The sequence below is a fragment of the Pseudomonas sp. UC 17F4 genome (assembly GCF_900101695.1).
Classification (GTDB): Bacteria; Pseudomonadota; Gammaproteobacteria; order Pseudomonadales; family Pseudomonadaceae; genus Aquipseudomonas.
Genome location: NZ_FNKV01000001.1, coordinates 2,129,847 through 2,143,051, shown reverse-complemented (window position 1 = coordinate 2,143,051; position 13,205 = coordinate 2,129,847). Strand labels below are relative to the sequence as shown.

Annotated in this window: 13 protein-coding genes; 4 read left to right on the top strand and 9 right to left on the bottom strand. The window is 63.1% G+C overall.

The features are described from left to right. Positions 1-92: 92 nt before the first annotated feature. The 4 genes from BLR26_RS09925 to BLR26_RS09910 form a co-directional block, all read right to left on the bottom strand. A complete protein-coding gene (locus BLR26_RS09925) occupies positions 93-728 on the bottom strand; it encodes a C40 family peptidase (RefSeq protein ID WP_045195558.1) in 636 nt (211 codons plus the stop codon). A gap of 115 nt (positions 729-843) precedes the next feature. Further along, entirely contained in the window at positions 844-1,548 is a 705-nt protein-coding gene (hda, locus tag BLR26_RS09920) for a DnaA regulatory inactivator Hda (RefSeq protein ID WP_010220358.1), read from the bottom strand. 157 nt (positions 1,549-1,705) lie between these two features. Next, positions 1,706-2,779, bottom strand: coding sequence for an AI-2E family transporter (locus BLR26_RS09915; RefSeq protein ID WP_045195560.1), 1,074 nt, complete (start codon positions 2,777-2,779; stop codon positions 1,706-1,708). 25 nt (positions 2,780-2,804) lie between these two features. Further along, on the bottom strand, positions 2,805-3,854 hold the full coding sequence (locus BLR26_RS09910) for a DUF2066 domain-containing protein (RefSeq protein ID WP_093380302.1): 1,050 nt from the start codon (positions 3,852-3,854) through the stop codon (positions 2,805-2,807). Positions 3,855-4,200: 346 nt separating this feature from the next. On the opposite strand from BLR26_RS09910, the gene purM reads away from it, so the two are divergent. From purM to BLR26_RS09890, 4 genes are all read left to right on the top strand, one after another. Next, positions 4,201-5,259 carry a phosphoribosylformylglycinamidine cyclo-ligase gene (gene purM / locus BLR26_RS09905; protein WP_093380300.1) on the top strand — a complete coding sequence of 353 codons (1,059 nt, stop codon included), beginning with the start codon at positions 4,201-4,203 and terminating at the stop codon, positions 5,257-5,259. Beyond that, complete coding sequence (gene purN, locus BLR26_RS09900; RefSeq protein ID WP_093380297.1) at positions 5,259-5,912, top strand: phosphoribosylglycinamide formyltransferase; 654 nt, start codon at positions 5,259-5,261, stop codon at positions 5,910-5,912. The genes purM and purN overlap by 1 nt, the downstream gene beginning before the upstream one ends. Positions 5,913-5,920: 8 nt before the next feature. Then, positions 5,921-6,631, top strand: a complete 711-nt coding sequence (locus tag BLR26_RS09895) for a DUF3108 domain-containing protein (protein ID WP_045195566.1) — start codon at positions 5,921-5,923, stop codon at positions 6,629-6,631. A gap of 241 nt (positions 6,632-6,872) precedes the next feature. Continuing rightward, complete coding sequence (locus tag BLR26_RS09890) at positions 6,873-7,055, top strand: hypothetical protein (RefSeq protein WP_038993913.1); 183 nt, start codon at positions 6,873-6,875, stop codon at positions 7,053-7,055. Positions 7,056-7,101: 46 nt separating this feature from the next. Here BLR26_RS09890 and BLR26_RS09885 read toward each other — a convergent pair whose 3' ends face one another. The 5 genes from BLR26_RS09885 to cysM form a co-directional block, all read right to left on the bottom strand. Further along, positions 7,102-7,641: a DUF2058 domain-containing protein gene (locus tag BLR26_RS09885; protein ID WP_045195569.1), complete on the bottom strand. Its 540-nt coding sequence runs from the start codon at positions 7,639-7,641 to the stop codon at positions 7,102-7,104. Positions 7,642-7,664: 23 nt separating this feature from the next. Continuing rightward, positions 7,665-8,495 (bottom strand): nucleoside triphosphate pyrophosphohydrolase, encoded by an 831-nt coding sequence (mazG, locus tag BLR26_RS09880; protein WP_093380294.1) that lies wholly within the window; start codon positions 8,493-8,495, stop codon positions 7,665-7,667. Between the two features lie 78 nt (positions 8,496-8,573). Further along, positions 8,574-10,814: a GTP diphosphokinase gene (gene relA / locus BLR26_RS09875; RefSeq protein ID WP_045195574.1), complete on the bottom strand. Its 2,241-nt coding sequence runs from the start codon at positions 10,812-10,814 to the stop codon at positions 8,574-8,576. A 99-nt stretch (positions 10,815-10,913) separates the two neighbouring features. Next, on the bottom strand, positions 10,914-12,272 hold the full coding sequence (rlmD, locus tag BLR26_RS09870; protein ID WP_093380291.1) for a 23S rRNA (uracil(1939)-C(5))-methyltransferase RlmD: 1,359 nt from the start codon (positions 12,270-12,272) through the stop codon (positions 10,914-10,916). Next, positions 12,272-13,174: a cysteine synthase CysM gene (gene cysM, locus BLR26_RS09865; protein WP_093380288.1), complete on the bottom strand. Its 903-nt coding sequence runs from the start codon at positions 13,172-13,174 to the stop codon at positions 12,272-12,274. The genes rlmD and cysM overlap by 1 nt, the downstream gene beginning before the upstream one ends. Positions 13,175-13,205 lie beyond the last annotated feature (31 nt).

The window sequence follows — 13,205 nt, the reverse complement described above, 5'->3', positions numbered from 1 at the left end:
AAAGAGTTGAGAATTTAGATTAGACGCTTTCTGTAAACACGCACGGCGACGAGCTTTTCAGCTACGTCGCCGTGGTCAAACCTGTCGAAGGATCAGTTGCGCGAGAGCGTGGTCGCGGCCGGAGCCATGGCCAGTGCACGCTTGGCTTCGATGAAGGTCTTGCTCCAGTAGCGATCACCGAGCTTGTCGATGCGCACGCCACCGCTGCGGCGGCTGCTGGAGTGGATGAACTGATCGTCGCCGAGGTAGATACCGGCGTGGCTGACGCGGCCGCGACCATTGGTGCTGAAGAACAGCAGGTCGCCTGGCTTGAGGTTGTTGCGAGCAACCAGCGGGGCCTTGACGTTGATCATTTCGCGGGTAGAGCGCGGCAGGTTGAGGCCGGCTTCTTCGCGGAACAGGTAGCCGATGAAGCCGCTGCAATCAAAGCCGGTGTTCTCGGAGGTACCACCGAAACGGTAGCGGGTACCGATCAGCGACATGCCGCGCTCGAGAATGTTGTCGGCCAGGGCTGGCAGCTGGTAAGGCTTGCTGCTGGAGAAATCTTGCAGCTCTTCTTCGGTGGCCAGCTCTTCCTCGAACGTCGCCTGGACGGAGGACTTGGTCGAAACCTGAGCGGAAACCGGTTGCTGCTGAACCTGCTGCTGCGATACGGGACCGGTGGTCGCGCAGCCAAAAAGCAGGGTCACGAGTGCGAGGGGCACGAGGGGTGCGAAGCGATTTAGCATGGGCACGACCGTGTCTGGAATTTAAAGAAGTCGAGACTATGCCTTCTATCGCATCGATTTGCAAATTCAATCGAAAAAAATGTGACTTTTATGTGCCGAGGCTCTAGCCCCTGCCTTACCAGCCCAAAGTTTCTTTCAAGAACGGGATGGTGAGCTTGCGTTGAGCCTGCAAAGAGGCCTGGTCGAGGCGCTCGAGCAGGTCGAACAGTGCGCTCATGCTACGGGTGCCACGGGTGAGGATGAAGTGCCCGACCTCGTCGGTCAGGTGCAGGCCGCGGCGCGAAGCACGCAATTGCAGGGCGCGCAGCTTGTCTTCGTCCGATAGCGCACGCATCTGGAAGATCAGCGCCAGGGTCAGGCGCGACTTGAGGTCGGCGAGCTTGATCGGCAGTTCGCGGGGCGAGCTGGAGGCAGCCAGCAACAGGCGCCGACCACTGTCGCGCAGGCGATTGAAGAGGTGGAACATGGCCTCTTCCCACTCCGGCTTGCCGGCAATGACATGCAGGTCGTCGAGGCAGACCAGTTCATACTGTTCGAGGTTGTCGAGCAATTCGACGCCGCGATCGAGCAATTGCGCCAGGGGCAGGTACACCGCCGGTTCACCCAGTTGCTCGAAGCGCAGGCAGGCGGCCTGCAGCAGGTGGGTGCGGCCCACGCCCTGTTTGCCCCACAGGTAGATCAGGCTTTCGGTCCAGCCGGCGTCGGCTTCGCAGAGTCGCTCGACGTAGCCCAAAGCGGCGGCGTTGGCACCCGGATAGTAGTTGATGAAGGTGGCGTCATCACGCAGACGCACACCCAGGGGCAACTGGATCGGTTTCATGCTGGCTGGGCAGTTCCGGGGAACCGCAAGGGGCCTTTTGTGAAAAGTCTGCAAAGTTTATACCCGTGGAGCCCCTCGCACAATCGGCGCAGACCACAAGTAAAATCAAAGGCTTGCATTAGCGGGTAAAGGCCAATGCAAGCCAGGTGCTATCAAGCTAGAGATCCGGGTCGATTTCGCCCGCGTAGATATCCGACTCTTTATACAGGTCATGCACATGGCGCAGCAGCACCATGATCACCGCCGCCACCGGCAAGGCCAGCAACACCCCGGTAAAACCGAACATCTCGCCACCGGCCAGGATCGCGAAGATCACCGCCACCGGGTGCAGGCCAATGCGATCGCCCACCAGCAGCGGTGTCAGCACCATGCCTTCGAGCGCCTGGCCGACCATGAATACGGCTGCGATGCCGAGCAAAGGATAAGGGTCGCCGCCGAACTGGAACAGCCCGGCAATCATCGCCGCGCCGATACCAATAATGAAGCCCATGTACGGCACGATCGCCGCCAGGCCCGCCAGCAGGCCGATCAACAGGCCCAGCTCCAGGCCCACCAGCATCAGCCCCGAGGCATAGATGATACCCAGGGCCAGCATCACCAGCAGCTGGCCACGGACGAAGGCGCCCAGCACTTCGTGACACTCACCGGCCAGGGCCACCACCCGTTCCTCGCGCTGGCGCGGCAGCAGGCTGCGGATCTTGGCCATCATCAGGTCCCAGTCGCGCAGCAGGTAGAAGCTCACCACCGGGATCAGCACCAGGTTGGCCAGCCAGCCGATCAGGGCCAGGCCCGAAGCCGTGGCCTGGGACAGGATGACCCCGACGATGTCGGTGGTCTGGCCCATGTGCTCGCTGATGGCGGCCTTGATCTTGTCGAACTTCCAGAAGCCGTCGGCCAGGCCAAGGCGCGTCTGCACCCAGGGCAGGGCCTGGTGCTGCAGCCAGTCGAGCATCTGCGGCGCCAGCTCATACAGGCGCACCAGCTGTTTGGCCAGCATCGGCACCAATACCAGCAGCAGCAAGGTCAGCAGCAGGGTGAACAGGGCAAACACCACCACCACACCCCAGGTGCGCGACAGGCCGGCGCGCTCCAGACGGTCGACCAGCGGATCGGCCAGGTAGGCCAGCAAAATACCGACCAGAAACGGCGAAAGAATCGGGTGCAGCCAATACAGCAAGGCCGCGCACAGCAGCGCCCCACCTACCCATACCCAGCGACGTGTATCAGTCATGAACGGCTCCCGGCCAGGTCAGGGTTTACCAACGAAAACGCAGCCCGTTGAAAGGTTGCGGGGCGGCGGCCTGGGTTGCCCCGGGGTTGGCCGGATCGACGGCTGCAGGTGCCGCGGGCGCATCGGCCGGCAGCTCCTGCAACTTGGCCAGGCCCAGTTGCGCGCGCAACTGATCGCTGTTGCCGGTGACCTGATAGGTCAGGGTATCGCCCTGCACCACCTTGAGCCGCGCGCCGTAAGGCTCGAGCACCCGGCCCAGTTCGGCATAACGTTCCAGGGTCATGCCCTGGACCTGCACCTGCATTTCGCTGCTGGCCCCTGGACGGGCGACGAAGCGCGGCGCCAGGCGGTTGCTGACGGCGAGCATCACGGCATCGGCCAGGGCCGCCTGATCAGCGCCCTCGGCAGTGCCCTGCTCGCGCTGCTCGCCCAGCCACAGGCGCCACTTACCCTGCCATTTGCCATCGGCTTCGCTGGCGTGCACCGCCAGCAAGGCATCGGCGCCGTAGCGCTCGGAAGCCTCGCGCAGCGGCGCCGGGTCGGTGCCTTCAAGATTCTTGCCGGTTGCCACCAGTTGCTCCTGCAGATCGGCCAGCGGCAAGCGCAGCGGCAGGCCGCGGTGCTGGGCGGCGCGACGCAGCGGTTCGGCGCTGCCCTGGCCGTCACCAACCAAGTTCGAACCTTCGACGCTGTCGTTCAACCACCAGCCGAGGATCGCTGGCCGGTTATTGCCCCACAGGGCCAGGCCCGCCTGACGCAAGGCGCGCTCGGTGCTGCCCGGGTCGAAGTCGACCAGCACGGTTTCCGGCGGGCCGGCCTCGAAGCCGAACTGGCTGATGATTTGTTGCGGGTCTTTGCGCAGCGCAGCCAGGCCCGGGCTTTGCACAGCCTTGGCGTCGCCGGTCAGGCGCAACACCAGGGTTTCGAGGGCTTTTTCGGTGGCCTGGGTACGGGCTTCGGCGCCCTGGCCGGTGACCGGTTCGCGGACCTGATAAAGGCCGGAGAGGGTTTCGGCCTGAGCCGAGAGGCCGAACAGGGCCAGACAGCCGGCGGCCAGGTAATTACGCAAACGCATGGAGGATTCCTGTCCAGGTAATAAAGAAGCGTGGGCGACAAAAACGGACGCAGCTCAGACCGCAGCACCCGGTAAAACATTCAACCGCTGGCGGCAAATTGCGCCCATCGCCTTTGCTATACCTTATACAGCCTGCGCCGTGGCAACCAGTCGCGCACTGTTAAAGCGTATTTTTCGCAACATTTAAGGCCCTGCCCGTCGGCCTGAGGATGGCCGCTACCGGGCAACCCTGATAAAATCGCGCGCCTTCGCAGACCGGCGACGGTCAGGCAGCCGGATTCCCTCCGCCTTGCCTGGCAGGTCACGGTCGATTCCCCTGAATCCCTCCCCCCTAAAGGCCTGGATCATGAGCAAGCAACCCTCCCTGAGCTACAAGGACGCCGGTGTAGACATCGACGCCGGTGAAGCATTGGTCGAACGCATCAAAGGCGTTGCCAAGCGCACGGCGCGCCCGGAAGTCATGGGCGGCCTGGGCGGTTTTGGCGCCCTCTGCGAGATCCCGGCCGGCTACAAGCAGCCGGTTCTGGTCTCCGGCACCGACGGCGTCGGCACCAAGCTGCGCCTGGCACTGAACCTGAACAAGCACGACAGCATCGGCCAGGACCTGGTCGCCATGTGCGTCAACGACCTGGTGGTCTGCGGTGCCGAGCCGCTGTTCTTCCTCGACTACTACGCCACCGGCAAACTCAATGTCGACGTTGCCGCTACCGTGGTCACCGGTATCGGCGCTGGCTGCGAACTGGCTGGTTGCTCCCTGGTCGGCGGTGAAACCGCTGAAATGCCAGGCATGTACGAAGGCGAAGACTACGACCTGGCCGGCTTCTGCGTTGGCGTGGTAGAAAAAGCCGAAATCATCGACGGCTCCAAGGTTGCCACTGGCGACGCGCTGATCGCCCTGCCATCGTCCGGCCCGCACTCCAACGGCTACTCGCTGATCCGCAAGATCATCGAAGTTTCCGGTGCCGACATCGAAACCGTCCAGCTCGACGGCAAGCCGCTGACCGAACTGCTGATGGCCCCGACGCGCATCTACGTAAAGCCGCTGCTCAAGCTGATCAAGGACACCGGCGCGGTCAAGGCCATGGCCCACATCACCGGTGGCGGCCTGCTCGACAACATCCCGCGCGTCCTGCCAAAAGGCGCCCAGGCTGTGGTTGACGTGGCCAGCTGGAATCGCCCGGTGGTGTTCGACTGGCTGCAACAGCAAGGCAACGTCGACGAGCACGAAATGCACCGCGTATTGAACTGCGGCGTCGGCATGGTCATCTGCGTCGCCCAGGACCAGGTCGACATCGCCCTGAAGGTCCTGCGTGAAGCCGGCGAGCAGCCATGGGTCATCGGCCAGATCGGCATCGCCGCCGAAGGCGCTGCCCAGGTTGAGCTGAAGAACGTCAAGGCACACTGATGCCGAGCAAGACCTGTGATGTCGTGGTGCTGTTGTCCGGCACCGGCAGCAACCTGCAAGCATTGATCGACAGCACCCGCACCGGCGACAGCCCGGTGCGGATCTGCGCGGTCATCTCCAACCGCGCCGACGCCTATGGCCTGCAGCGCGCCAAAGACGCCGGTATCGCCACCGCCGTGCTCGACCACAAGGCCTTCGACGGCCGCGAGGCATTCGACGCGGCACTGGTCGAACTGATCGATGGCTACCGCCCGCAACTGGTGGTGCTGGCCGGTTTCATGCGCATCCTCAGTGCCGGCTTTGTCCGTCACTACCAGGGCCGCCTGCTGAACATTCACCCTTCCCTACTGCCCAAGTACAAGGGCCTGCACACTCATCAACGAGCGCTGGAAGCCGGCGATGCCGAGCATGGCTGCAGCGTGCACTTCGTCACCGAGGAACTCGATGGCGGACCGCTGGTCGTACAGGCAGTGATACCGGTAGAGTTGGATGACACGCCAGAACGTCTGGCACAGCGGGTTCACAGCCAGGAACACCTGATCTATCCGCTGGCGGTGCGCTGGTTTGCCGAGGGCCGTTTGCGCCTGGGCGAGCACGGTGCTCTACTGGATGGCCAGCCTCTGGCGGCCAGCGGCCACTTGATTCGACCCTAGGAGAAATTATGCGTCGTGCCCTGCTCTTCGCTCTCGCCGTGCTCGCGCTGCCGTTGCAGGCAGCCGATCTGAAGCCATTCTCGGCCAGCTACACCGCCGACTGGAAGCAACTGCCCATGAGTGGCACTGCCGAGCGCAGCCTGGAAAAGAACGCCAACGGTACCTGGAACCTCAATTTCAAGGCGTCGATGATGATTGCCAGCCTGATTGAGCAAAGTACCCTGAAGCTGGACAAGGACACCCTGCTGCCCCAGACCTACCACTTCGAGCGTGGCGGCCTGGGCAAGGCCAAGAAGGTCGATCTGGATTTCGACTGGAGCAGCAAGAAGATCACCGGCACCGACCGCGGCGACGCGATCAACCTGCCGCTCAACCGCGGCGTACTGGACAAGTCCACCTATCAACTGGCCCTGCAGCATGACGTGGCAGCCGGCAAGAAGAGCGTGAGCTACCAGGTGGTCGATGGCGACGAGATCGACACCTACGACTTCCGCGTCCTGGGCAGCGAGAAAGTCACCACCAAGACCGGCCAGGTCGATGCCATCAAGGTCGAGCGCGTGCGCGACCCGAGCCAGAGCAAGCGCATCACCGAGCTGTGGTTCGCCAAGGACTGGGATTACCTGCTGGTGCAACTTCGCCAGGTCGAGACCGACGGCAAGGAGTACGTGATCGTCCTGCAGGACGGCACGGTCGACGGCAAGACAGTCAAGGGCAACTGATTGCCTGACTGCTGGTAACACCCCAAACCCCGCCAAGTGCGGGGTTTTTTTTACACCCTTGGTAGGAGCGGGCTTACCCCGCGATCGCAGGCTACCCGTCACATCGCATCGCGGGGCAAGCCAGGCCCCACAGGGACATGAAAGATGTTTCATGCGCCGTTTATTTACTTAGCCTGCTAACAAATTCTATAAAAGAGACCTGCGACACGGTGCCGCAGTTAACTGAAAGTGGAGTTTGCAGATGACTGTCAAAGTAACTGAGCGCGACGAAAGCAAAATGTCTCACGAAGGCCTGGCTGCAGGCGTGCGCATCTGGGATGTGCATCAGCAGGGTGAGCTGGTCGGCATGTTCCACAACGAGCATGAGGCCCACAGCTACCGCATCGAGCTGGAATACCTCGAGAACAGACGGCAACAGCAGTAACCCCCTCCAGAAAAAACAAACCCCGCCGAAGCGGGGTTTGTCGTCTTTACCACATCAGATCGTCAGGGATCACGTAGGCCGCGTACGGATCGTCGGCATCCGGCTCTTCAACCTGGGTGTTGAGCAGGACAATACGCTGCGGGTCGCGCTCCTGGATCTTCAGCGCCGCTTCACGAGGGATCACTTCGTAACCACCGCCATGGGCCACGATGGCCAGCGAACCGCTGCTCAGCTTGCTGCGCATCAGGGCGTTGACCGACAGACGCTTGACCTTCTTGTCGTCGACGAAGTTGTAGTAGTCCTCGGTGGTCAGCTTGGGCAGGCGCGAGACTTCGATCAATTGCTTGACCTGGGCGGCGCGGGCCTTCTGCTCGGCCTTCTCCTGCTGCTGGCGGTTGAGCTCCTGGTCGCGCTTGGCTTTTTCCGCCATGGCTTCCTTGGCCAGCCGCTGCTGGGTATCGTCGACCTCGACCTGGCCTTTGTGCTCCAGGCGCTTTTGTTTCTTCTGATCTTTACTGACCTGCTTGACCTGTTTCTGGTTGACCAGACCGGCCTTGAGCAATTGGTCGCGAAGGGAAAGGCTCATCGTTCACTCACTTATGCAACAGCTCAGCCGCAGCTGGGCAGGTTCTTTTCCTGACGTTTGGCTTCGCCCCAGAGCGCATCCATGTCTTCGAGGGTGCAATCTTCAATCGGACGGCCTATGTCGCGCAATGCCTGTTCGATAAAACGGAAACGTCGCTCAAACTTTTTGTTCGCCCCGCGCAGGGCGTTTTCCGGGTCGACCTTCAGGTGCCGGGCCAGGTTGACCGCCGCGAACAGCAAATCGCCAAGCTCGTCGGCCAGGGCCACGCTGTCGTCGTCGGCCATGGCCTGCAGCACTTCGTCGAGTTCTTCGCGAACCTTGTCGAGCACCGGCAAGGCGTGTGGCCAGTCGAAACCGACCTGGGCGGCACGCTTTTGCAGTTTGGCCGCCCGCGACAAGGCCGGCAACGCGGCCGGCACGTCGTCGAGCAACGACAACTGCTCGGGCTCGCCCTTCTCGGCGCGCTCCTGGGCCTTGATCTGTTCCCAGCGCTGCTTGACCTGGGCTTCGTCGAGCTTGGGTGTGTCGAGGGCAGCGTAGAGTTCACCGCTTGGGAATACGTGCGGATGGCGGCGGATCAGCTTGCGGGTGATGCTGTCGACCACGCCATCGAACTCGAAACGGCCTTCTTCGCGTGCCAGCTGACTGTAGTAGACCACCTGGAACAGCAGGTCACCGAGTTCGCCCTGCAAGTGCTCGAAGTCGCTGCGCTCGATGGCGTCGGCCACTTCGTAGGCTTCTTCGAGGGTGTAGGGGACGATGGTCGCGTAGGTCTGCTTGAGGTCCCACGGGCAACCATGCTGCGGGTCGCGCAGGCGGGCCATGAGGTGGAGCAGGTCGTCTAGGGTATACATCTTGGGTTCCTTATCGCGGGTCAAGCCCGCTCCCACAGAGGATGCCTGCAGGAGCGGGCCTGGCCCGCGATAGCAGTCTTACGGCGTACGGTTACGCCGCGTCTCGATGATGTTCGGCAGTTGCGAAATCCGCCCCAGCAGGCGCCCGAGGGCATCCAGGCCAGGAATCTCGATGGTCAGCGACATCAGTGCGGTGTTGTCTTCCTTGTTCGAGCGGGTGTTGACCGCCAGCACGTTGATCCGCTCGTTGAGCAGGACCTGGGAAACGTCACGCAGCAAGCCCGGACGGTCGTAGGCACGGATGATGATATCCACCGGGTAGGTCTGTACCGGCACCGGCCCCCAGCTGACCTGGATGATCCGCTCCGGCTCGCGCCCGGCCAGTTGCAGCACCGAGGCGCAGTCCTGACGGTGGATGGTCACGCCACGGCCCTGGGTGATGTAGCCAACAATCGCATCGCCCGGCAGCGGCTGGCAGCAACCGGCCATTTGCGTGAGCAGGTTGCCGACGCCCTGGATCTGGATGTCGCCACGCTTGCCCGGCTTGTAGCCGGTGGCCTTGCGCGGCACCAGCTCGACATGATCGCTGCGCTCGGGCTCGACCAGTTGCTGCGCGGCGTTGACCAGGTGCGCCAGGCGCAGGTCCCCGGCGCCCAGCGAAGCGAACATGTCCTCGGCGGTACGCAGGTTGGCTTTTTCCGCCAGGCGTTCGAAGTCGACCTGCGGCAGGCCCAGGCGGTTGAGTTCGCGCTCGAGCAGGGTCTTGCCGGCGGCGACGTTCTGGTCGCGGGCCTGCAGCTTGAACCAGTGGACGATCTTCGCCCGCGCCCGCGAGGTGGTGACGTAGCCCAGGTTCGAGTTCAGCCAGTCGCGGCTGGGGTTGCCGTGCTTGCTGGTGATGATCTCGACCTGCTCGCCGGTCTGCAGGCTGTAGTTGAGCGGCACGATGCGGCCGTTGATCTTCGCCCCGCGGCAGTTGTGGCCGATCTCGGTGTGCACCCGGTAGGCAAAGTCCAGCGGCGTGGCGCCCTTGGGCAGGTCGATGGCGTGGCCATCGGGGGTGAATACGTAAACCCGGTCCGGTTCGATATCAACGCGCAGCTGTTCGGCCAGGCCACCGATGTCGCCCAGCTCCTCATGCCATTCCAGCACCTGGCGCAACCAGGAGATTTTCTCCTCGTAGTGGTTGGAGCTGGGTTTGACATCGGTGCCCTTGTAGCGCCAGTGCGCGCAGACGCCGAGCTCGGCCTCTTCGTGCATGGCATGGGTGCGGATCTGCACCTCGAGGACCTTGCCCTCAGGGCCGATCACCGCGGTGTGCAACGAGCGGTAGCCGTTTTCCTTGGGGTTGGCGATGTAGTCGTCGAACTCTTTGGGAATGTGCCGCCAGAGGGTGTGGACGATACCCAGCGCGGTGTAGCAGTCGCGCATTTCCGGGACCAGCACGCGCACTGCGCGCACGTCGTAGATCTGGCTGAATTCCAGGCCCTTGCGCTGCATTTTGCGCCAGATCGAATAGATGTGCTTGGCCCGGCCGCTGATGTCGGCGTTGACGCCGGTGGCCAGCAGTTCGTTCTGCAGCTGGTTCATCACGTCGCTGATGAAGCGCTCGCGGTCCAGCCGGCGCTCGTGCAAAAGCTTGGCGATCTGCTTGTACTGATCGGGTTCGAGGTAGCGGAAGGACAGGTCTTCCAGCTCCCACTTGATATGACCGATGCCCAGTCGGTGGGCCAGCGGTGCGTAGATATCGAAGACTTCGCGGGCGACGCGATTGCGTTTCTCGTCGTCGGCGCCTTTGACCGCGCGAATCGCGCAGGTCCGCTCGGCCAGCTTGATCAACGCCACGCGCACGTCGTCGACCATTGCCACGAGCATCTTGCGCAGGTTCTCGACCTGCGCCTGCGAGCCCAGCACCAGCGACTGGCGCGGGCTGAGACTGGCACTGATGGCAGCCATGCGCAGCACGCCGTCGATCAGTTTGGAGACCACCGGGCCAAAACGCTGGCCGACTTCAGCCAGGGTCACCTTGCCTTCGCGCACAGCGCGGTAGATGACCGCGGCGACCAGCGAGTCCTGGTCGAGCTTGAGGTCGGCCAGGATTTCAGCGATTTCCAGGCCGGCCTGGAAACTCGACGTACCATCGGCCCAGGAATGCTTGGCCGGGTTGCCCTTTTTTTCGATGTCCTGGGCGAACTCGCAAGCGGCCTTGAGGGCCTCCCGGTCCAGCGCCAGGTCGACGCTCACCACATGATCCAGCCATGCTTCGAGATTGATACTGCCGTCGGTGTTGACCGGCTGGTGCACTCTCACCTGTACCATCTTTGTTTACCTTTCCCTACAGCGCATTCGCGATGCGCTTGAAATCACTGGTGCTGCCCCTGCCGGACCCAAGGTGCAGCGCCGAACGCGTCAGCCTGGCTAACCCGCTTCGAATAACGCCATGGCTTCGACATGCGCCGTCTGAGGAAACATGTCGAGAATCCCGGCACTTTTTAACCGGTAACCCTGCCTGACCAGTTCAACGGTGTCGCGGGCCAGGGTCGCCGGATTGCACGATACATAAACAAGACGTTTCGCGCCGAGGTCTGCGATTTTTCGCACAACCTCAAATGCACCATCACGCGGTGGGTCCAAGAGTACCGCAGAAAAGCCTCCTGCGGCCCAGCCCGACGCCGCCAAAGGCTGCGATAAATCGGCCTGAAAAAACTGCGTGTTATGCAAATTGTTGCTACGGGCATTGGCGGCGGCCCGCTCGACCATCGCCTGCACCCCCTCCACCGCCACCACTTCCTTGGCCTGCCGGGCCAGCGGCAAGGCAAAGTTGCCCAGGCCACAGAACAGGTCGAGCACGCGCTCATCGGCCTGCGGCGCCAACCAGGCCAGGGCCTGCTCGATCATCGCGGTGTTGACCTGGGCGTTGACCTGGACGAAATCGCCCGGCCGGTACGCAAGCTCCAGGTTCCACGGTTCAAGGCGGAAACCGAGGCTCTGACCGGCGTCCAGCGGCAAAGGTTCACCCTCGCCTTGCAGCCACAGCTGCGCACCGGCCTCGGCGCAGAACGCCTGCAGGCGCGCCAGGTCGCCCTCACCCAATGGCCCGGTGTGGCGCAACAGCAGCGCCAGCGCGGTACCGCTGAACAGTTCGACGTGACCCACCACTTGCGGCTTGCTCAGGCTGCGTAACAGCGTAGGCAGGTGACGCATGATTGATTGCAAGGGTTGTACCAGCACCGGGCAGTCGTCGATGGGGACGATGTCCTGGCTGGCTTCGGCGCGAAAACCGACTTCAAGCTGTTTTGCCTTGTTGTCCCAACGCACCGCAACCCGCGCCCGGCGCCGGTAGCCGAATTCCGGACCGCTCAGCGGCGCGGCCCAATGCTCGGGCTGCACGCCGGCAACCCGCTGCAACTGCTCGGCCAGCAGGCGTTGCTTGAGCGCCAGTTGCTCGGCATGGGGCAGGTGCTGCAGGTTGCAGCCGCCACAGCGGTCGAAGTGCTTGCACGGGGCCTCGCGGCGCGCCGGGCTGGCACTGAACACCCGCTCAAGGCGCGCCTCGACCACCTTGCCGTGGGTGTTGAGCACCCGCGCTTCGACCTCTTCCTCGGCCAGCGCGCCACTGACGAACCAGGTACGACCGTCGAGAAAGGCGATGCCCCGGCCGTCACCGGCCAGGCGCTCGATGCTCAGGCGCTGCTTTTTACCGGTGGGGATCTGTGGCGCGCGGGTGCCACCGGCCGGCTGAAAGCGCAGGCCGCTGTTACGTTTGTTCTTGGACATCAGTTCACTGAATCGAAAATGCCGGTCGACAGGTAACGGTCGCCACGGTCGCAAATGATCGCCACCATCACGGCGTTTTCCAGCTCGCGGGACAGGCGCAGCATGGCTGCCACTGCACCACCGGAGGACACACCACAGAAAATGCCCTCTTCCCGGGCCAGGCGGCGGGTGGTTTCTTCGGCTTCGCTCTGGGCCATGTCGACCACACGGTCAACGCGCTCGGACTGGTAGATCTTCGGCAGGTATTCCTGCGGCCAGCGACGGATGCCGGGGATGGCCGAGCCTTCCATCGGCTGCAGGCCGACGATCTGCACCGCCGGGTTCTGCTCCTTGAGGTAGCGCGAGCAGCCCATGATGGTGCCGGTGGTGCCCATGGAGCTGACGAAGTGGGTAATGCTGCCCTGGGTCTGGCGCCAGATTTCCGGGCCGGTGCTCACGTAGTGGGCTTCAGGGTTGTCGCCATTGCCGAACTGGTCGAGCACCAGGCCACGGCCTTCAGCCTGCAGGCGGTCGGCCAGGTCGCGGGCGCCTTCCATGCCATCTTCCTTGCTGACCAGGATCAGCTCGGCGCCATAGGCGGTCATCGCCGCCTTGCGTTCGGCGCTGGAATTGTCGGGCATGATCAGGATCATCTTGTAACCCTTGATCGCCGCCGCCATGGCCAGAGCGATGCCGGTGTTGCCCGAGGTCGCTTCGATCAGGGTATCGCCCGGCTTGATCTGCCCACGCAGCTCGGCGCGGGTGATCATCGACAGCGCCGGCCGGTCCTTGACCGAGCCTGCCGGGTTGTTGCCTTCAAGCTTGAGCAGGAGGGTATTGCTGGTTTCGCCGGCAATGCGCTGCAGGCGGACCAGAGGCGTGTTGCCGACGCAATCGGCGATGGTTGGGTACTGCAAGGTCATGGCGTATTCGCAATCCAGACTGCGGGGGCGC